This is a genomic window from Lutibacter sp. A80, assembly GCF_022429645.1.
GTDB lineage: Bacteria > Bacteroidota > Bacteroidia > Flavobacteriales > Flavobacteriaceae > Lutibacter.
Genome location: NZ_CP092480.1, coordinates 2,263,957 through 2,283,129, shown reverse-complemented (window position 1 = coordinate 2,283,129; position 19,173 = coordinate 2,263,957). Strand labels below are relative to the sequence as shown.

General features: G+C 29.6%; 21 protein-coding genes. 12 read left to right on the top strand and 9 right to left on the bottom strand.

Annotation, left to right across the window (positions count from 1 at the left end; all coding sequences use genetic code 11):
- Positions 1–19: 19 nt before the first annotated feature.
- Entirely contained in the window at positions 20–331 is a 312-nt protein-coding gene (locus MHL31_RS09485) for a rhodanese-like domain-containing protein (RefSeq protein WP_240225714.1), read from the bottom strand.
- Positions 332–605: 274 nt separating this feature from the next.
- On the opposite strand from MHL31_RS09485, the gene MHL31_RS09480 reads away from it, so the two are divergent.
- Complete coding sequence (locus tag MHL31_RS09480) at positions 606–1,379, top strand: M48 family metalloprotease (protein ID WP_240225713.1); 774 nt, start codon at positions 606–608, stop codon at positions 1,377–1,379.
- 260 nt (positions 1,380–1,639) lie between these two features.
- Complete coding sequence (locus MHL31_RS09475) at positions 1,640–2,152, top strand: Dps family protein (protein WP_240225712.1); 513 nt, start codon at positions 1,640–1,642, stop codon at positions 2,150–2,152.
- Positions 2,153–2,232: 80 nt separating this feature from the next.
- On the opposite strand, the gene MHL31_RS09470 is transcribed toward MHL31_RS09475, so the two are convergent.
- The gene (locus MHL31_RS09470) at positions 2,233–2,646 is read right to left on the bottom strand and encodes an ankyrin repeat domain-containing protein (RefSeq protein ID WP_240225711.1); all 414 of its coding nucleotides are present in this window, start codon (positions 2,644–2,646) and stop codon (positions 2,233–2,235) included.
- A gap of 214 nt (positions 2,647–2,860) precedes the next feature.
- On the opposite strand from MHL31_RS09470, the gene gpmI reads away from it, so the two are divergent.
- From gpmI to MHL31_RS09425, 9 genes are all read left to right on the top strand, one after another.
- Entirely contained in the window at positions 2,861–4,378 is a 1,518-nt protein-coding gene (gene gpmI, locus MHL31_RS09465; RefSeq protein ID WP_240225710.1) for a 2,3-bisphosphoglycerate-independent phosphoglycerate mutase, read from the top strand.
- A gap of 101 nt (positions 4,379–4,479) precedes the next feature.
- Positions 4,480–5,058, top strand: a complete 579-nt coding sequence (locus MHL31_RS09460; protein WP_240225709.1) for a thioredoxin family protein — start codon at positions 4,480–4,482, stop codon at positions 5,056–5,058.
- A 230-nt stretch (positions 5,059–5,288) separates the two neighbouring features.
- On the top strand, positions 5,289–5,966 hold the full coding sequence (locus MHL31_RS09455; protein WP_240225708.1) for a succinate dehydrogenase cytochrome b subunit: 678 nt from the start codon (positions 5,289–5,291) through the stop codon (positions 5,964–5,966).
- 12 nt (positions 5,967–5,978) lie between these two features.
- Entirely contained in the window at positions 5,979–7,982 is a 2,004-nt protein-coding gene (locus tag MHL31_RS09450; RefSeq protein WP_240225707.1) for a fumarate reductase/succinate dehydrogenase flavoprotein subunit, read from the top strand.
- 10 nt (positions 7,983–7,992) lie between these two features.
- A complete protein-coding gene (locus MHL31_RS09445) occupies positions 7,993–8,733 on the top strand; it encodes a succinate dehydrogenase/fumarate reductase iron-sulfur subunit (protein WP_240225706.1) in 741 nt (246 codons plus the stop codon).
- A gap of 133 nt (positions 8,734–8,866) precedes the next feature.
- Positions 8,867–9,373, top strand: coding sequence for a DUF2975 domain-containing protein (locus tag MHL31_RS09440; RefSeq protein WP_240225705.1), 507 nt, complete (start codon positions 8,867–8,869; stop codon positions 9,371–9,373).
- Positions 9,374–9,375: 2 nt separating this feature from the next.
- Positions 9,376–9,582 (top strand): helix-turn-helix transcriptional regulator, encoded by a 207-nt coding sequence (locus tag MHL31_RS09435; RefSeq protein WP_240225704.1) that lies wholly within the window; start codon positions 9,376–9,378, stop codon positions 9,580–9,582.
- A 396-nt stretch (positions 9,583–9,978) separates the two neighbouring features.
- Complete coding sequence (locus MHL31_RS09430) at positions 9,979–11,136, top strand: methionine aminotransferase (RefSeq protein ID WP_240225703.1); 1,158 nt, start codon at positions 9,979–9,981, stop codon at positions 11,134–11,136.
- The gene (locus MHL31_RS09425; protein ID WP_240225702.1) at positions 11,124–11,900 is read left to right on the top strand and encodes an amidohydrolase; all 777 of its coding nucleotides are present in this window, start codon (positions 11,124–11,126) and stop codon (positions 11,898–11,900) included. The genes MHL31_RS09430 and MHL31_RS09425 overlap by 13 nt, the downstream gene beginning before the upstream one ends.
- 106 nt (positions 11,901–12,006) lie before the next feature.
- Here the strand turns inward: MHL31_RS09425 and MHL31_RS09420 are convergent, their stop codons facing one another.
- The 4 genes from MHL31_RS09420 to MHL31_RS09405 form a co-directional block, all read right to left on the bottom strand.
- Positions 12,007–12,486 (bottom strand): DUF4625 domain-containing protein, encoded by a 480-nt coding sequence (locus MHL31_RS09420; protein WP_240225701.1) that lies wholly within the window; start codon positions 12,484–12,486, stop codon positions 12,007–12,009.
- Positions 12,487–12,543: 57 nt separating this feature from the next.
- A complete protein-coding gene (locus MHL31_RS09415; protein WP_240225700.1) occupies positions 12,544–13,314 on the bottom strand; it encodes a DUF4625 domain-containing protein in 771 nt (256 codons plus the stop codon).
- Between the two features lie 43 nt (positions 13,315–13,357).
- Entirely contained in the window at positions 13,358–15,727 is a 2,370-nt protein-coding gene (locus tag MHL31_RS09410; RefSeq protein WP_240225699.1) for a TonB-dependent receptor, read from the bottom strand.
- Positions 15,728–15,949: 222 nt separating this feature from the next.
- The gene (locus tag MHL31_RS09405) at positions 15,950–16,255 is read right to left on the bottom strand and encodes a hypothetical protein (RefSeq protein WP_240225698.1); all 306 of its coding nucleotides are present in this window, start codon (positions 16,253–16,255) and stop codon (positions 15,950–15,952) included.
- A gap of 131 nt (positions 16,256–16,386) precedes the next feature.
- Here MHL31_RS09405 and MHL31_RS09400 point away from each other — a divergent pair, with 131 nt between their 5' ends.
- On the top strand, positions 16,387–16,773 hold the full coding sequence (locus MHL31_RS09400; RefSeq protein WP_240225697.1) for a Fur family transcriptional regulator: 387 nt from the start codon (positions 16,387–16,389) through the stop codon (positions 16,771–16,773).
- 101 nt (positions 16,774–16,874) lie between these two features.
- Here MHL31_RS09400 and MHL31_RS09395 read toward each other — a convergent pair whose 3' ends face one another.
- The 3 genes from MHL31_RS09395 to MHL31_RS09385 all read right to left on the bottom strand — a co-directional run bounded on the left by MHL31_RS09395 (position 16,875) and on the right by MHL31_RS09385 (position 19,127).
- Positions 16,875–17,870 carry an acyl-ACP desaturase gene (locus MHL31_RS09395; protein WP_240225696.1) on the bottom strand — a complete coding sequence of 332 codons (996 nt, stop codon included), beginning with the start codon at positions 17,868–17,870 and terminating at the stop codon, positions 16,875–16,877.
- A gap of 25 nt (positions 17,871–17,895) precedes the next feature.
- Positions 17,896–18,489: a lysophospholipid acyltransferase family protein gene (locus MHL31_RS09390; RefSeq protein ID WP_371824116.1), complete on the bottom strand. Its 594-nt coding sequence runs from the start codon at positions 18,487–18,489 to the stop codon at positions 17,896–17,898.
- Positions 18,490–18,692: 203 nt separating this feature from the next.
- Positions 18,693–19,127: a hypothetical protein gene (locus MHL31_RS09385; protein ID WP_240225694.1), complete on the bottom strand. Its 435-nt coding sequence runs from the start codon at positions 19,125–19,127 to the stop codon at positions 18,693–18,695.
- Positions 19,128–19,173 lie beyond the last annotated feature (46 nt).

Below are 19,173 nucleotides of genomic sequence, written 5' to 3'. Positions count from 1 at the left end.
TTAAAAACGTGGATGTAGTTTAATTTACAAATTTAGCTACATTTTGCCAAGGACCACCGTTAATAACATCAATACCTTGTTCTTTTAAAAATGAAGTTGCTTGTCCACTTCTTGCTCCGCTTCTACAAACAGCTATCACTTTTTTATTTAGGGCTTTAATTTCTTTAACTTTTGTTGGAATTGTATTTAAAACAATGTTTTTTGAACCGTTAACATGACCACTTTCATACTCTTCAACTGTTCTAACATCTATCACTACTGCTCCCTCTTTTAAATATTCCTCAATTGATGATTCGCTACTATCTCCACCAAATAAACCGAAAAAACTCATTTTTTTATATTTTTAATTTCGCGCAAATATAGGTTATATTAACTAAAAATTGGTAACAGGAGTTACTAAAAATTCTTTAAAATTTTTAGTAAACTATTTAAATCAAATATGTATAGCTCTCATTATCTATAACTTGGGTTTAATTAGTGTTTTTTTGCTTTTTAAAGAAGAAGCCATTGTGTTATTTTAAGAAAACTAAAAACTTTAAGATAAAACGTGTGTATTTTGTAAAAAATTAAGATTGTATATTTACAAACTACGTAATATTAAAAAGATGAAAAAAAAAGGAAATTCTAAAGTTAAACTGTTAATTGGTGCAGGGATTGTTATTTTTTCTCTATTTCAATACTTTTCTAATAGTGAGGTAAACAAGTATACAGGTAAAAAACAACATATATCTATTTCTGTAGATGATGAAATTGCTATTGGTTTACAAAGTGCACCAACCATGGCTCAGCAACATGGAGGTTTGTATCCCGATCAAAAATACCAGCAATTTGTCGATCAAGTTGGTGAAAAGTTGGTAAATAATAGTATTGCAAAGCAAACAAATTATAAATACGATTTCCATTTATTGAAAGACGAAAAAACTATAAATGCCTTTGCATTACCTGGCGGACAAATATTTATTACTTATGCATTATTTTCTAGATTAGAAAATGAAGATCAGTTAGCGGGTGTTTTAGGTCATGAAATCGGTCACGTTGTCGGTCGTCATTCAGCAGAGCGTATGTCTAAGCAAAACTTAACCGAGGGTTTGTTAAATGGTGTTGCGGTAGGTATTGATCCTAGCACTGCACAAGGAGCGGCTGTATTGGCTAATATTATTAATATGAGTTATGGTAGAGAAGATGAATTGGAAAGTGACGATCTAGGTGTTAAATTTATGATTGATGCAGGTTACAATCCTATTGAATTAATTGGTGTTATGGAAATATTAAAGCAGGCTGCAGGTCCTAACAGCACACCAGAAAGAATGAGTACACATCCAGATCCTGAAAATAGAATTCAAAAAATAAAAGAAGCTATTGAAAAATATAAGAAATAAGTTTTTTTAGTATTAAAAGTAAGCTGTTATATCGTATTTTAACTTGTTAAAAAATGTTAAAGATTTGACTTTTTAGTCTTAATATTTATATTACATGGTATGATATATCAAAGAAAATTCTTCAAAAATCATGTTATTTAGGCTTTAATAAGGTCTAACTATTTTATTTCAGTACCCAAATTACTTTACAAAACATTTTAGCATTTTACCACCTTTAATTATGGAGGTAAAATAACATTAACTATTACATACTATAAAACATGGAAACACTTACAAAAAATACAAATACATCAATAAAGAAAACATATAGAAAACTAGGATTTACTTATTTAGAAACCGCTGAAATTGTTGTGAATATAAATGAGTTAATAGCTAATTATACTGTACATTATCATAAATTAAGAAATTTTCATTGGAATGTTGATGGAGCTGATTTTTTTGAATTACATCAAGAATTTGAGAATGAGTATAATTTAGTTAAGGAACATATTGATACGCTTGCCGAAAGAATTAGAGTATTTGGAATTAAGCCTTCAATGACAATGAAAGAGATTTTAGATGTTTCTGAAATTAAAGAAGTTAAGGCAGATAAAATGACATCTGTTGAAATGGTAAACCAAGTGCTTAAAGATTATGATATTTTGCATAATAAAATGCTAAATGTTGTAAATGCAGCTCTAGATATTGGAGATAATGTTACAGAGCAAATAATAACGGATTTTATGAGAATATTAGAAAAAAGAAATTGGATGTTTACCTCTTGGGTTAAATAATATCAATAGTTTTTTAATAAATTATAACAAAACAAAACCCCCAGATTAATTTTTAATCTGTGGGTTTGTTTAGAAATAGCCTATTTCTTATTTCTTTTTTTGTTTTTTTTCTTTTGCAGCGCATTTTTAATAACCGCATATGTTTCTTTTGCATTTGATGCTTCTGCCCATTTTAGAGCTGTAAAACCATTTTTACTACTTTTTAACTTTAGTTTCGCTCCATTTTCAATAAGTAATTTGGCAATTTCAGTTTTGTTATGCCTTGCAGCAAACATTAAAGGTGTTAATCCGCTAGATTTTAAGTTTATGTTTTCTCCTTCTTCAATTAAGGCGCGTACAGCATCGTAATCGCCCATTTGTATTAATTTACAAAAAGCATTTACGTTTGTTGAAAGGTTAAAATGTTTTGTAGGTGTTTTTTCTGTTATATCATTTTTGGCAGAAACCAAAAAAACAGATAATAGTAATGCGATAGATAAAATTGATTTTTTCATAATGATTAGGTTAAAAGTTTATTTATATCTAAAAGACTTTATGTTTAAATTTCTGTTACAAGAATTCTTTATATTAACAATATTTTAACCTGATGTTAAAATAAATTATATCGCAATCGTTTTAGTAATTTTTATAGTAATTTAAGGCCTAATTATAAGGTGCTTACCGTGAATACTTCGTATATTTGACTCTTAAAATTAAATACAATTTAAAATGAATAAGAAAGTAATTTTAATGATTTTAGACGGTTGGGGAATTACACAAGACCCAAAAGTTTCTGCAATTTTTAATGCAAAAACATCCTATATAGATAATTTATACAATATATATCCAAACGCTAGTTTACGTACGGATGGTGAACATGTAGGTTTGCCAGAAGGACAAATGGGGAATAGTGAAGTTGGACATATGAATTTAGGTGCAGGTAGAATTGTATACCAAAATCTAGTGAGAATTAATATGGCAGTTAAAGACAAAACTTTAGGTAAAGAGCAAGTTTTGTTAGATGCGCTTAAATATGCAAAAGAGAATAATAAGAATATTCATTTATTAGGGTTAGTTTCTAATGGAGGTATTCATTCTCATATCGATCATTTAAAAGGTTTATTAGATGTAGCTGCTGAAAATAATGCTGAAAATGTGTATTTACACGCTTTTTCTGATGGTAGAGATTGTGATCCAAAATCAGGAAAATTCTTTATAAATGATATTCAAGAGCATATGGCTAAAACTACTGGTGAAGTGGCAACTATTACTGGTAGATATTTTGCAATGGATAGAGATAAACGTTGGGAGCGCGTAAAAATTTCTTACGATGCAATGGTAAATGGAGTAGGTACAAAATCTACAAATGCTATTGAAAGTATTGAAAATAGCTATGCAGAAGGTGTAACAGATGAGTTTATTAAGCCAATAATAATGACCAATGCCGATGGAACACCAAAAACACAAATAAAAGAAGATGATGTTGTAATTTTCTTTAATTATAGAACAGATAGAGGACGTGAGTTAACCGAAGTATTAACTCAACAAGATTATCCAGAATTTGATATGAAAACTCTACCGCTTCATTATGTAACAATTACTAATTACGATGAAACTTATAAAGGAATTAACGTAATTTATAATACTGAAAATTTAGTTGATACTTTAGGTGAAGTATTAGAAAAAGCAGAGAAAAAACAAATTAGAATTGCAGAAACAGAAAAATATCCTCACGTAACTTTTTTCTTTTCAGGAGGAAGAGAACAAGAATTTAAAGGTGAAAAGCGTTTATTATGTCCTTCACCAAAAGTTGCAACCTACGATTTAAAACCAGAAATGAGTGCTTATGAAATTAAAGACGCAATTATTCCTGAACTTAAAGAAGGAGAAGTAGATTTTGTGTGTTTAAATTTTGCAAACGGAGATATGGTTGGGCACACAGGAGATATGGATGCTGCAATAAAAGCTTGTGAAGCTGTAGATGCGTGTGTAAAAGAAGTTATTACTTCAGCAACCGAAAACAACTATACAACTATTGTTATTGCAGATCACGGTAACTGTGAAACTATGAAAAATCCTGATGGATCACCTCATACTGCACATACAACTAATCCAGTTCCTTTTATTATTGTAGATAAGGATATAAAAAATATTGAAGATGGTGTTTTAGGTGATATTGCACCAACAATTCTTAAATTAATGGGTATTGAACAACCAAAAGCTATGACAAGACATCCGCTTGTTTAGCGTTTAACAAACTTGTGTTTAAATAAATTTAAAAAATGAGAACTTATCTAGTGATAATGTTCTCATTTTTTTTGTTTAATTTTCAAAAAAAATAAAAACAAATGAAAAAACTAATTTTAATGATTTGCCTACTTGTAATTAGTTTAGGGTGTGGAAATCAAAAAAATGTGATAATTACTGAAAATCAAATTACTCCAGAAGTTACAGTTGAAGCTCCTTCAAAAGCTACATTAAATGCTAATGGAAACTTAATTGGAGTTGCTGCAAAAAGTGACTTTTTAAAGGCTCCTTTTAATAATTGGTTTCAATTTAATTCTGAAAACTATGAATTAAACACAGAAACTGTTGAGGCTTTAAAACCATTATTAAAAAATGTTACCATTAAAGCTTTTATGGGAACTTGGTGTGGAGACAGTCAAGAACAAACACCTGTTTTTTATAAAATTTTAGATGCCACAAATTTTAATTATAATAATTTAAAATTGGTAGCTTTAGATCGTAGTAAAAAAACACCAGATAATTTACAAGAAGGATTTAATGTTGTTAGAGTTCCTACTTTTATTTTTTATAGAAATGGAGAAGAAATAGGTCGCTTTGTTGAATATCCTCGAGAAAGTGTTGAAGAAGATATGTTTAAAATTGTTAGTGGGGCTGTCTATAAGCATTCCTATCAGAATTAGAGGTGTAAATACCTTATTGTTTAAAAAAAATTAAACTATTTGATCGATTTTAATAGTGATTTAAAGTGTTTTTTTAAACTTTAAAGAATTATTTAAAACATACTTTTTAGTATAATAATTGAGTATAATTATGTATTTTAAAATCATTCTAAATAGCAAAGAAGACTGTTTTGTATTTTTCATCATCAAATGAAAATAGTATATTTGCAACTTATAAAAATTTAATAAAAATGGGCGGATTTATATCTTCATCAATTGCAAGAAAAGTAGCTATGGCATTATCGGCACTTTTCTTAATTATTTTTCTAATTATTCATTTAGCAGTAAATGTTACTTCATTATTTAGTGCAGATCTTTTTAATGATTTGTCACACTTTATGGGTACTAATCCTTTAATACAGTTTGCTATGCAACCTATATTGATTTTTGGAGTGGTATTTCACTTTGTAATGGGATTCATTTTAGAAATTAGAAATAAAAGTGCTAGAAATGTTAAATATGCAAAATTCAATGGTGCTGCAACTTCTTCATGGGTGTCAAGAACTATGATTTACAGTGGGGCTACAATTTTAGCATTTATTGTTTTACATTTTATTGATTTTTGGATTCCAGAAATTAACACTAAGTATATTTTAGGTGATATGAGCGGTGTGCTTCCTGGAGAAGAAGGCTATCGTTATTTCGAAGAGTTACAACACAAGTTTGTGCCAATTTGGAGAGTTGCTGCATATGTAGTTGCATTCATTTTCCTTGGCTTACATTTAGCACACGGATTCCAATCGGCTTTTCAATCAATGGGTTTTAATAATAAATACACAAAATGTGTTAAGAATTTAGGTGTTATCTATTCAATAGTAGTTCCTTTAGGATTTATTATAATTGCTTTATTTCACCATTTTAACCATTAATCTTAAGAGAATATGACTACTTTAAATTCAAGAGTACCAGAAGGTCCAATTAAAGATAAGTGGACAACTTATAAAGAAAATATAGATCTTGTAAATCCAGCGAACAAACGTAATATTGATATTATTGTTGTTGGAACTGGTTTAGCAGGAGGTTCTGCAGCGGCTTCGCTAGCAGAATTAGGATATAACGTAAAAGCTTTTGCTTATCAAGATTCTCCACGTAGAGCACACTCAATTGCAGCTCAAGGGGGAATTAACGCAGCAAAAAATTATCAAAATGATGGTGATTCTAATTATCGCTTATTTTATGATACCGTAAAAGGAGGAGATTATCGCTCACGTGAAGCTAACGTTTACCGTTTAGCTGAAGTGTCGGGAGCTATTATAGATCAGTGTGTAGCTCAAGGTGTTCCTTTTGCACGTGATTATGGTGGATTGTTAGATAATCGTTCATTTGGTGGTGTGTTAGTGTCAAGAACATTTTATGCTAAAGGACAAACAGGACAACAATTATTATTAGGTTGTTATTCTGCAATGAACCGTCAAATTGCTCGTGGAAAAATTGACATGTACAATCGCCATGAAATGTTAGATGTTGTAAAAATTGACGGAAAAGCAAGAGGTATTATTGCACGTAATTTAATTACAGGAGAAATTGAACGTCATTCAGCACACGCAGTAGTTATTGCAACAGGTGGTTATGGAAATGTTTATTTCTTATCAACCAATGCAATGGGATCTAATGCCACTGCAGCTTGGAAAATTCATAAAAAAGGAGCATTTTTTGCAAATCCTTGTATGACACAAATTCATCCAACGTGTATTCCACGTTCAGGTGATTACCAATCTAAATTAACGTTAATGTCAGAATCATTACGTAATGATGGTAGAATTTGGGTTCCTGCAAAAATTGAAGATGCAAAAGCAATTCAACAAGGTAAATTAAAACCTACAGAAATAGCTGAAGAAGATAGAGATTACTATTTAGAAAGAAGATATCCTGCCTACGGAAACTTAGTACCACGTGATGTTGCGTCAAGAGCCGCTAAAGAACGTTGTGATGCTGGTTATGGTGTAAATGCAACAGGAGAGGCTGTTTATTTAGATTTTGCATCTGCAATTCACCGTTACGGATCTGAACAAGCAAAAATACATGGAATATCAAACCCTTCTAAAGAAAAAATTACAGAATTAGGAGAGGCTGTTATTGAAGAAAAATACGGAAACTTATTCCAAATGTATGAGAAAATTGTTGATGACAATCCATATAAAACTCCTATGATGATTTATCCAGCAACACACTATACAATGGGTGGTATTTGGGTAGATTATAATTTAATGACTACTGTTGACGGTTTATATTGTATTGGTGAGGCTAACTTCTCCGATCACGGTGCTAACCGTTTAGGAGCTTCTGCATTAATGCAAGGCCTGGCTGATGGTTATTTTGTATTACCTTATACAATTGGAGCTTATTTATCAAAAGATATTAGAACAGGAAAAATTCCAACAGATACTAAAGAATTTGATGAAGCTGAAAAAGAAATTAAAGAAAAATTAGAATTCTTTATCAATAATAAAGGAACTCATTCTGTAGATTACTACCACAAAAAACTTGGTTTAGTTATGTGGAATAAAGTAGGAATGGCTCGTAATGAGAAAAACTTAAAAGAAGCTATTAAAGAAATTCAAGAAATTCGTGAAGATTTCTGGAAAAACGTAAAAGTTCCAGGAGAATTAAATGAAATGAATGTTGAGCTTGAAAAAGCTGGTAGAGTAGCTGATTTCTTAGAGTTAGGTGAATTATTTGCTAAAGATGCTTTAGAAAGAAACGAATCTTGTGGAGGACATTTCCGTGAAGAATATGTTACAGAAGATGGTGAAGCATTACGTGATGATGAAAATTATGCGTATGTAGCAGCTTGGGAGTATACCGGAAAACCAAGCGAAGCAATTTTACATAAAGAACAATTAGAATTTAAAGATATCGAATTAAAAACTCGTTCATACAAATAAAAAAGACATTATGGATTTAACGTTAAAAATTTGGAGACAAAAAGGACCTCAAGAGAAAGGTCAAATGGTCGAATATAAAGTTACCGATATTTCAGAACATATGTCGTTTTTAGAAATGATGGACGTTTTGAATGAAAGTTTAGTTGCAAAAAATGAAGTTCCAATTGCTTTTGATCACGATTGTAGAGAAGGTATTTGTGGAATGTGTTCATTGCATATAAATGGTGAGCCTCACGGACCAGATAGAGGTATTACAACGTGTCAGTTACACATGAGAACTTTTAAAGATGGTGATACTATCTATATCGAGCCTTGGAGAGCTAAAGCATTCCCTGTAATTAAAGATTTAATTGTAGATCGTAATGCTTTTGAGCGTATCCAACAAGCAGGTGGTTATATATCTGTAAACACGTCTGGGAACACACAAGATGCAAATGCAATTCCAATTTCTAAACACAATGCAGATTTATCTATGGATGCTGCTGCTTGTATTGGTTGTGGAGCTTGTGTAGCAAGTTGTAAAAACTCAAGTGCTATGTTATTTGTTTCTGCAAAAGTATCTCAGTTTGCATTATTACCACAAGGTAAAGTTGAAGCTGCAGACCGTGTTAGAAATATGGTAGCTCAAATGGATGCTGAAGGTTTTGGTAACTGTACCAATACTGGAGCTTGTGAAGTGGAATGTCCTAAAGGAATTTCACTAGATAATATTGCACGTATGAATCGTGAATATTTAAAAGCTAGTATATAGTATTATTTAGAGTTTAAAATATAGAAATTCAATTAAAACCTGTTTTAGAAATAAAACAGGTTTTTTATTTTTTTAAGACAAGTTATTATCGTTTAACAATAATTTATTATATTTGTACTACTAAAAATATAATATGAAAAAGCTAAACATCTTAAAAACTATTGTAGACATTTTGTGGATCTTATCAATGTTTTCTGTTCCATTAATACTTTTTATGTCTGTGTTTATTTTTATAAGTGATGATATTAGTATTTTTAATATAAAAATAAACGGATTAGAGATTAATGAAACAAGCCTTATCAGTAAGTTTATTTTAAGTGCAATGTTACTTATTTATATTTTATTAATCTATTGCATTTACTTGTTTAAGAGTATACTTCTTAGTTTTCAAAGGCTAAAAATATTTGATGAAATAGTTATTGTAAATTTTAATAAAATTGGATATTTGTTAATAATTTCGGGAATAGCCTCTGGTGTTTTATCATTTATATATGATTTTTTTTATTCACAAACAATACATTTGGAAATTGGTTTTAGCTCAAATTTATTAATGCTCTGTTTAGGGTTTTTCTTTATAATTTTAAGTGAAACTTTTAAAATGTCAAAAAAATTAAAAGAAGAAAACGAACTAACTATATAAGTATGCCTATTATTGTAAATTTAGACATTATGCTTGCTACTCGAAAAATGAAAAGTATAGAGTTGGCTGAAAAAATAGGAATTACGCCTGCAAACCTTTCTATTTTAAAATCTGGTAAAGCAAAAGCAATACGTTTTTCTACCTTAGAAGCAATTTGTAAAGAGTTAGCATGTCAGCCAGCAGATATTTTAGAATATTCTTCAGAGTAAAAGAGCTAGTGTTGTACTGAATTTGTTTAAGGATCGTAATATCTAAAAAAAGAATATTTACGGCTTAATTGATTATTAAATAAATAATACCAGCAATTATAAAAATTACAATAATGATTAAGTATTGCCAAATATCTACAAAATAAATAGAATTTTTCTTCCAAAAAGATTTTAAGGATTTCATTGCTTATTGAATTTAAATTTGCAAGGTCGTAAAAATTAGTGAAATATTGAGTCAATATCGGTGTTTTAGCTATTGTTGGTGTTTTCACCAACAGCAAAACTTTAATCGAATTTAAAAATAAATATACCTTCAAAATATTTAAGTTTTTAAACAAGATCTTTCTATTTAATAAAAATAAGATTTAGTAAATTTAAATTTTAAATCTAACTATAATGCCAATATACAGATATTCATTTCAATCTAAACTACCAGAAATTCCAACATCTATTTTTTCTGTAATGAGTGCTTTGGCTCTTAAAGAAAATGCCCTGAATTTATCGCAAGGTTTTCCCGATTTTGAGAGTGATAAAAATTCAATTGAATTGGTGTATAAAGCAATGTTAAATGGTAAAAATCAATATGCTCCAATGCCTGGTGTTTTTAGTTTACGAAAAGAAATTACTAATAAAATAGAGCATTTGTACGGTGTTTCTTATAACCCAGAAACGGAAATTACTGTAACTGCAGGAGCAACACAAGCCATTTTTACAGCAATAGCTGCTACTATTAAAAAAGATGACGAGGTAGTGATTTTTAAACCGGCGTACGATTGTTACGAGCCAACTATTCAACTTTTTGGAGGAAAAGTGATTCCTGTTCAATTAAATCCAGAAGATTTTAAAATTGATTGGAAATTGGTAAAAAACCTAATTACTGATAAAACTAGAATGATAATTATAAATACGCCTCATAATCCTTCAGGTAGAATTTTATCGGCATTTGATATGTTACAATTAGAAAATATTTTAAAAGACACCAATATTTTATTGTTAAGTGATGAGGTTTACGAGCATATAATTTTTGATGGAGAGTTTCATCAGTCTGCAGTTTTATATCCTGTATTGGCTGGAAGAGCTTTTATTGTTGCCTCATTCGGAAAAATGTTTCATAATACAGGTTGGAAAGTAGGGTATTGCTTGGCTCCAAAAGAACTAATGACGGAATTTAGAAAAGTACATCAGTTTAATGTGTTTAGCGTCAATCATCCAATTCAAGAAGCATTTGCTGAATATTTAAAAACACCCGAACATTATTTAAAATTGAATGATTTTTATCAACATAAACGAGATTTATTTTTAAGTTTAATTAAAGACTCTAGATTTGAATTTACACCTTCAAAAGGTACATATTTTCAATTGTTAAATTTTAAAAATATTACTGAAGAAAACGATGTTGATTTTGCAATTCGATTAACTAAAGAGTATAAATTAGCGAGTATTCCAATATCGGTTTTTAATGAACAACAATTAAATACTAAAGTATTGCGGTTTTGTTTTGCTAAAACCGATGAAACCTTAAAAAAAGCAGCAGAAATAATATGCAACATTTAAAATTAGCTTTATTACAAGTAGATATTGTTTGGCAAAATGCAAAGCAAAATAGGATTAATTATTCAGAAAAAATACAAGAAATCTCTGAAACAGTTGATGTAATTGTTTTGCCTGAAATGTTTTCAACTGGATTTAGTATGCAAGCAGCACCCAATGCAGAATCAATGCAAGGAGAAACCGTAAAATGGATGCAAAAAATGGCTTCAGAAAAAAATACCGCCATTTGTGGAAGTTTAATTATATCTCAAAATAATAATTATTACAATAGGTTTGTATTTGTTAAACCTTCTGGAGAAATTGAAAAGTATGATAAACGCCATTTATTTACCTTAGCTGGAGAAGAAAAGGTATATACAGCTGGAACAGAAAAACTAATTATTGATTATAAAGGTTGGAAAATTTGTCCACAAGTTTGTTACGATTTGCGTTTTCCTGTTTGGGCTAGAAATGTGGAAAATTATGATGTTTTATTGTATGTTGCAAATTGGCCTAAACGTAGGATTTTAGCTTGGGATAGCTTGTTAAAAGCGCGTGCTATTGAAAATATGTGTTATACAATTGGTGTAAATAGAGTAGGTGTAGATGCTAGTAATTTTGAATACAATGGGCACACATCTGCATTTGATTATTTGGGGGCTCAAATAGTTGAAACAACAGCATGTAATGAAGCCATTTTAATTGTTACTTTAGAAAAAAATAGTTTAGATAAAACTAGAAACAAATTTAATTTTTTAAGAGATAAGGATAGTTTTAATATTTTTTAGTGAAAATTAAATGAGCTAAAAAAATAGTGCCAATAATAAATATTGGCACTATTAGAAATATCAAAAAAATATTTAACTATAAAAATGTATATCTATTGTTAGTTTTTTATTCAATAATTTTAATATCAATAGATGTGTTACTTTGCCAACCTGTTGTATCTGTTACAGAATAAGAGCAATGATAATCTCCAGTATCTATATCATTTGGAATTGTTATGCTAATATTTATTTCATAGGTAGTTAATTCCCCTTCTATGCTATAGTTTTCCATAAATATTAAAGGATTAATAGCTTCTTTTATAGGGTCTAAATCACATACTTCTCCTTGATCATCATGGGTGTGTTGGTCAAAATTATTATGGATATCTAAACTATAAGAGGCTAAAGCTTTATTGTCTGTAACTTTTGCTTTAAAAGTATAAGTTTGTCCCTTTACAAGTTGCTCACAAGCTTGAGGAAAACCGTCTGAATAATTGATGCTTATAGTTGGTTTTTGGTCATCTTTATCAACGCTATCGTCATCAGAGCAAGATAACATAAGTAGGGAAAGGGTTATAAAGTAAAAATATTTTAGTGTAAATTTCATTTTATAAAGTTTAAAACCGCACAGTATATGTGTATTCTATGCGGTAAAGTTATTTTATTATTCGGTAATATCTATATGTGTTTCATATTCTTTTGTATTTCCATCTTCATCTTCAACTGTAAAAGTAATATGGTATTCACCTACAGGTGCAGTAGCAGGAACATCAATATGCTCATGAAATTCTACAGAAGTTTGTTCGTGGTAGTCACCTAAAAATTCTTCCTCATAATCAAATTCTACTTCACCTTCTCCAACAGTAATGTCATGTGCGTGTACATCAACAGTAATACTGTGGATACCGTTAACAGCATCTATCATAAATTCTGCGTGAAAATCATCTCCTCTAGCAGCTGTTTCATCTATAGAAAATTCACTTAAAGTAATATAATCTATTATTTGAATATATCCTTCAACCTCTGTGCTATTTCCTAGTTCATCAACAACAATTAATTCAACATGGTATTCACCAGAAGGAATGTTTGTTGGAACATCAATATGTTCGTGAAAAGTTGGGTTTAAAACTAGGTAATTTGTATCTGTAAATGTTTGTTCAAAATCCCAATCTACTTCATTTTCACCTGGTTCTATATCGTGTGTGTGTATAGCAAGTGTAATGCTACTAACTAAAGCATCTGCATTAATTTCAGCTTCAATATGAATGTCAGACCCTTTAAAAGCAAATTGGTCTGTTGAGTGCTCACTTCCTTCACCATATTCAAAGTTTGAAATTGTTGGTGCGTTTAATATTGGATCGTCATCGTCATCACAAGATTGTAAAAAGAGTCCAAGAAAAGCAAAAATTGCTATTAATTTGTAATTTGATTTCATAAAATTTGTTTTTAATTTTAATTTTAATTGTTTGTTTTATTATTTAAAAAGGTATTGTTAATGATATTGATAAATTTCTACCTGCTTCTGGTACGTCTATTAAACGGTAAAAGCTGGTATGATCAAAATATTTAGTATTAAATACATTGTTTAATTTTATACGCATTGCTACAGGTGCATTGTTTTTTATAAGGTCCATTTCTGTAACTAAAGACATATTTAGTACTTGATAACCATCTGTTTTTTCTTCTGGTGGTACAATTTCACTTTGAGATGCTGCAATTTTATAACTAGCACTTAACTGAGGTTTGTTTAAAAAATAAAAGTCTTTAAGTTGATAATTTATTGTAAATAGACCTGATAATGGAGGTGAAAAAGGAAGTGTAAAACCTTCTTTAGCTCCATTAGTTTGATTAGAATACACGTATTCTGCAGACAGATTTAATTGTAAATTTTTAGTTATTGTTGAACTAGCTCTAAATTCTCCTCCCATTCTAAATACTTTACTTTGTGTGTATTCATAAATTTGAAGGGTTTCATAATAGTTTGAAGTAGGGTTTAAGTAAATATAGTTTTCAAAAAAGTTTACAAAAGGACTTACTCCAATACTAAATAATTCGGTTGTATGGTCAATATCTATGTCTAGTTGGTACGATTCTTCAGGGTCTAAATTTAGATTTCCTTTTTCAAAACGATACATATGGTAGTTAACACCATCTGAAGCTAATTCATTAGATAAAGGCATTCTAAAACTCTTACCTACATTTATTTTATAAGTGGTATTGTTCTGTAAATAACTTAAGCCCATTGAAGCACTAATATTACCAAAATCTAAGGTTTTATTTTGCGCTCTTTGTAGGTATACATTTGATGTAGAACCGTCACTATTATCTACTTTAGACTGATACCAATCGAAATACGATTTGGTGTTAAGTACTCCATAATCGTAACGGATACCTGCTAGAAAATGTAAATTAGAATTAATTTCAAATTGGTCATAAGCAAATGCTCCAATTGTAAAGCGGTTGTATTTTGGAATTAAAAATCCCCAGCCTCCAATGTTGTTGTTTTGAAATTCTACATTTATACCTGCAACAATATCGTGTTGATTATTTGGACTAAAGGCATCTCTAATGTTTAAAGCATAGGTGTTTTTATCAAATTCACGTTCTTTAGTATTCGTTGGTTTTGGCATATATCCATGTGCTGATGGTTCTGAATGTTCTTCTCTGTGATTGTTCTGAAAACCTAAATCTAAATGAAGCGTGTGGTTGTTTAGAATTATAGAGGTGTTGTTGGTAACTTTAAAATGATTAACCGTATGATAAGGATAATCAATATCTCTATTAGAACTGTCATAATCTATGGTAGATGATCTAACTTCAAGTCCATGGGCATTAGCAAAGAAACCGTTTTTAGCATTTACATTACTTAAAAAGGTTTCAGATTTTATATTGTCAGAAATATAACCAATACTAAAGCTTGCATTTGCTTCTTTTCCGGCTGTATTTCTTAAATTATTATCATCAAGTTCAAAAATATAGTTTTCATAATTAATTTTATCGGTTGGAACTTTATAATCTCCATAATCTCTATAAGTTAGTCTTCCACGATAAAACCAAGAATCTTTTCGTGATTGAATACCTGCAGAAATACCTAATAAATCATTATTGCTTTCTCCTAAAAGATTTACTTCTCCGTTAAAAGAATTTTTAAGAGGTGTTTTTGTAGGTTGAATGTCTACAACACCAGCAATTGCATCGGAGCCATAAAGTAGAGATGCTGCACCTTTAATAATTTGAATATTTTCAATTCCATATTGATCTATTTCTAAGCCGTGATCACTTCCCCATTGTTGTGCTTCGTGCTTTATACCGTTTTGAACAACCACTACTCTATTAAATCCTAAACCTCTAATTACAGGTTTAGATTGGCCAGAACCGATACTTATAGTGCTTACTCCAGGAATTTTACTTAGAGTTTGCATAAGGCTATTTTCTCTATTTTTATTAAGAAACTCTTCAGAAACTACGTATGAAACTGTAGGAGATTCTTGGAGCTCTCTTTTTTTAGTTTTTCCTTGAACTTCAATTTCGTTAAGCTCGGTTGCAGATTCGGTTAAATAAACCGTGATAGCTTCCATTTTTGGTGTTGCATTTACTGTAAATGTTTTAGACTTATAACCTATGCACGATACTGTAAATGTATAGGTTTTTTTAGCTATGTTTTTTATTGTAAATACTCCTTCTGAAGACGTAATAGCATATAAATTATTGCTAATAATATTAGCACCTTCTATAGGTTGTAAGCTGTTTGCATCTGCCACAAATCCTTTTATTTGAAAAGTGTTTTGGGCAAATGTTAAAGTGTATAAGCTAAAACATAGCAATATACTAAGTGTTTTTTGAAGCATAATTTAATACTAAATGATTTGATAATTATTATTGAAAAAAACATCAATAAATCTATACATGAATTTATTTTAATTAACTTTTTAAGTAGTATTCAACAATAAATTAATGCTTGTGTTTAGTCTATTGTTTTAAAATTGCTTACATAAATTATTTTTTAGGCAATTAAATAAATAGCCTAAGAATTTAAAAAGTTAAAATTTTAAATTGATGTATAACGGTAATTAAAGTAATGAAGGCGGAGGCCGCGAAAATAACTGATTAGATTCAATTGTAGTTAAACTAATAAAACTATAGTGTTTAATTAAGTTTTTAGGAGTAACAAATTCAATATTTTCAATTGTAAAATCTTCTGAATCTGGTGTAATTGCAGGTGTTAAATTATGTGTAATCGCATTTTCGCAAATAACACAGTGTAAAGCATGCTCATCATCGTCGTTGTGTAACAACGCATGAATCCCGGTCATTTTTATTGAAATAAAAAGAACTAAGAATAGATATGTAATACTATTTTTTAAATTTGCTCTCATTAAGAATGAAACCTGTCTTACTTTATTAAAAAAACGCAACAAATGTAATACTATTGTGTTTATATATTTTGCAAATGTATTATTTTTTTATAATATTGCTGTAGTTTATTGCGAATTAATTGCATTAACCAATGAAGAGAAGAAATACACCTACAAAAGAAGCTGTTTTGGCTGTTTTATCTAAGTCAGGTAAAGCCTTGAGTCAAGATTCAATTGAGAAGGAAATAGATATTGCAATTAATAGAGCAACTATTTATAGAGTTTTAAATCGATTTTGTGACGATGGAGTTATACATAAAATTGTTGCAGAGGATGGTAAACAGTATTTTGCTTTAACTAAAAAATCTGATAAAAAAACTTTAGAAAATCAACATTTGCATTTCAATTGTGTAAAATGTAAAGGAATAGAATGTTTGAATGTTGAAATTAATTTTTCTATTCCTGAAGGTTATTTAGTTGAAAATGTAAATTGTATTTTAACAGGAGTTTGTAAAGAGTGTTTAAAAGCCAAAAAATAATATTATTTGAATAAATGTTTGAAAAAACCTAACAAGTGTAAAGCAAGTTAGGTTTTTTTATTTCTGTTTATGTATTGAATAATAAAACTAATTTAGCAAGTTTAAGTTAATGGATTCATCCACTTAAAGTTGTATTTGGTATCAGGAATTACTATACGTTCTGTAATACGATGCATACGATCTGGTAATTTCATTAAATAATCACGTGCTTTTTCAGCTTCTGCAGTTAAGCCAGTTATTTTATCTATTTCCCAAGTTGTGTTTAATTTTTTAATAATATCAATATAATCAAATCCGGTGTAGACGCCTACACGTTGTGCAACTACTGAAAATTGATCAAATAAAGTTCCTTTTTCTTCAAAAGAATGTCTTAAGTGCATTGCTGGCATTACAATTTTATGTTTCATCATATGTTGATATGCAAGCATCATTTCACTTGGGTCGCATTTAAAAATTTGACGTACAAATTCGGTATATGCTAAATGATGGCGCATTTCATCACCAGCAATAATTTTAGACATTTTGGCTAATAATTTATGTCCGTTTTTACGGGCAATTTTTGCTACATTATTATGAGAGATATAGGTTGCTAATTCCTGAAAGCTGGTGTATACAAAGTTTTTGTAGGGATCGCGTGCTGTACCAATATCAAATCCATCAGCAATTAAATGTTGTGTTGTAATTTCTACTTCACGCATATTTACTCTTCCAGATAAATAGATATATTTATTTAATACATCTCCGTGGCGGTTTTCTTCACCAGTCCAGGCTCTTATCCATTTTGCCCAACCATTATCACCTCCATTATTGTTGTGTTGAGATACACCTTCAACGTCTAATAACCATGATTCATATGTTGGTAGTGCTTCTTCGGTAATAGTATCACCTACTAAAACTGTCCAAAAATCATCGCTTAATTCTTTGGAGATTTCTCGTATTTCTTTTACTTCATCAATAAATTTTTCACTTTGAGAATTTGGTAAAAAATCGGTTGGTTGCCAAATCTTTTCTGGAGTAATTAAGAACTTTTCTACAAAAGTATCTATATTTTTTTCTAGGGTTAGCATTACCTCTAACCGGATATTGTGTAACGACATGTCTTATTTTTTTAGTAGTAGGTCGCTAAATTACGGAATTTTTTATGGAGCTTTCTACTTTTTTAAATAAGTCTTCAAATTTTAGTGAGTTTGCCTTAATTGGTTCGTGAAATTCAAAAGTAACTTTTACGCCAACTTCTAAAGGAAACATACCGTGTTTATTAAGTTTCCAGCAATTGTTAATAGTTACAGGAATTATATAGGCCGAAGGGGCAAATTTGGTAAGCATTTTTAGGCCATTTTCTGAAAATCGTCTTGGAACACCGTTTTTACTTCTGGTTCCTTCAGGGAAAATTACAGCTGCATAATTGTTTTTTTCAATATATTTTCCAAAATCTCTAATAGCCGATAAAGATTGTCTTGGGTCTTTTCGATCAATTAAAACAGAACCTCCATGTCTTAGGTTATATGATACGCTTGGAATCCCTTTTCCTAACTCAATTTTTGAAATAAATTTTGGATGTTGTTTTCTTAAATAGTACGAAATAGGACTAATATCGTGCATGCTTTGGTGATTGGAAACAACTATTAAAGGAACGTTTTTTGGGATTTTATACTTATTTGTAAATTTTATGCGTGTGCCTAAAACATACAAAAGATAAGTAAGGGAGCAGTTCATTATGTCAACTATAAACTTGTGTCCTTTATATTTACCAAAGTTAAAACCAATCCACTGTAATACGTGGAAAAACAATAGGAGTATTCCATAAAAAAAATAGAATATTATAGATAAAAAATAGGATAGTATTTTTTTCATATTCAAAATATAATTAATTGTTTTAAAAGTGAAAGAATTCACTTTTAAAACAACTTTAAATCTTATTAATTAGCGAACCACAAGTCCCAAGGTATTCTACTTAATATTAAAATTAATGCAATTGCATAAAATATTGCAATTGTTTTAAATTTTGCACTATCTGTAGTTTTCTTTTTATGTTTAGAAAATCCAATTGTAATTAAAGTAATAGCAATAATACCAACTAAAGGGTGTTCAATTAAAATTTTTCGTAAATCACTATTTTTCATCACACCACTCATGCCGACGCTTCTCATAGTTTCGTAGTATGAAGATACGTAATAAGCCACAAAACCTATAAGTAGTTGAATGTGAGATGCAATTAATGCAAATAATGAAATTCGTAAATCTTTAGCTTCAAATTTTTTGTTTGCTTTTAAGCCTAAAAAGGCATTAATAACTGCAAAAATTAACACAATAAGAACTATGTAAGCCCAGTAAGAGTGAATCATTTTAATCATAATAGTTAGTTTTTAGTTTCAGCAAAAATAGTTAAATATTATTTAA

What these genes read in the sequence shown, in the direction of transcription:
- MHL31_RS09485 (WP_240225714.1), bottom strand. Translation starts at nt 331, where the DNA reads ATGAGTTTTTTCGGTTTATTTGGTGGAGATAGTAGCGAATCATCAATT.
- MHL31_RS09480 (WP_240225713.1), top strand. Translation starts at nt 606, where the DNA reads ATGAAAAAAAAAGGAAATTCTAAAGTTAAACTGTTAATTGGTGCAGGG.
- MHL31_RS09475 (WP_240225712.1), top strand. Translation starts at nt 1,640, where the DNA reads ATGGAAACACTTACAAAAAATACAAATACATCAATAAAGAAAACATAT.
- MHL31_RS09470 (WP_240225711.1), bottom strand. Translation starts at nt 2,646, where the DNA reads ATGAAAAAATCAATTTTATCTATCGCATTACTATTATCTGTTTTTTTG.
- gpmI (WP_240225710.1), top strand. Translation starts at nt 2,861, where the DNA reads ATGAATAAGAAAGTAATTTTAATGATTTTAGACGGTTGGGGAATTACA.
- MHL31_RS09460 (WP_240225709.1), top strand. Translation starts at nt 4,480, where the DNA reads ATGAAAAAACTAATTTTAATGATTTGCCTACTTGTAATTAGTTTAGGG.
- MHL31_RS09455 (WP_240225708.1), top strand. Translation starts at nt 5,289, where the DNA reads ATGGGCGGATTTATATCTTCATCAATTGCAAGAAAAGTAGCTATGGCA.
- MHL31_RS09450 (WP_240225707.1), top strand. Translation starts at nt 5,979, where the DNA reads ATGACTACTTTAAATTCAAGAGTACCAGAAGGTCCAATTAAAGATAAG.
- MHL31_RS09445 (WP_240225706.1), top strand. Translation starts at nt 7,993, where the DNA reads ATGGATTTAACGTTAAAAATTTGGAGACAAAAAGGACCTCAAGAGAAA.
- MHL31_RS09440 (WP_240225705.1), top strand. Translation starts at nt 8,867, where the DNA reads ATGAAAAAGCTAAACATCTTAAAAACTATTGTAGACATTTTGTGGATC.
- MHL31_RS09435 (WP_240225704.1), top strand. Translation starts at nt 9,376, where the DNA reads ATGCCTATTATTGTAAATTTAGACATTATGCTTGCTACTCGAAAAATG.
- MHL31_RS09430 (WP_240225703.1), top strand. Translation starts at nt 9,979, where the DNA reads ATGCCAATATACAGATATTCATTTCAATCTAAACTACCAGAAATTCCA.
- MHL31_RS09425 (WP_240225702.1), top strand. Translation starts at nt 11,124, where the DNA reads ATGCAACATTTAAAATTAGCTTTATTACAAGTAGATATTGTTTGGCAA.
- MHL31_RS09420 (WP_240225701.1), bottom strand. Translation starts at nt 12,486, where the DNA reads ATGAAATTTACACTAAAATATTTTTACTTTATAACCCTTTCCCTACTT.
- MHL31_RS09415 (WP_240225700.1), bottom strand. Translation starts at nt 13,314, where the DNA reads ATGAAATCAAATTACAAATTAATAGCAATTTTTGCTTTTCTTGGACTC.
- MHL31_RS09410 (WP_240225699.1), bottom strand. Translation starts at nt 15,727, where the DNA reads ATGCTTCAAAAAACACTTAGTATATTGCTATGTTTTAGCTTATACACT.
- MHL31_RS09405 (WP_240225698.1), bottom strand. Translation starts at nt 16,255, where the DNA reads ATGAGAGCAAATTTAAAAAATAGTATTACATATCTATTCTTAGTTCTT.
- MHL31_RS09400 (WP_240225697.1), top strand. Translation starts at nt 16,387, where the DNA reads ATGAAGAGAAGAAATACACCTACAAAAGAAGCTGTTTTGGCTGTTTTA.
- MHL31_RS09395 (WP_240225696.1), bottom strand. Translation starts at nt 17,870, where the DNA reads ATGTCGTTACACAATATCCGGTTAGAGGTAATGCTAACCCTAGAAAAA.
- MHL31_RS09390 (WP_371824116.1), bottom strand. Translation starts at nt 18,489, where the DNA reads ATGAACTGCTCCCTTACTTATCTTTTGTATGTTTTAGGCACACGCATA.
- MHL31_RS09385 (WP_240225694.1), bottom strand. Translation starts at nt 19,127, where the DNA reads ATGATTAAAATGATTCACTCTTACTGGGCTTACATAGTTCTTATTGTG.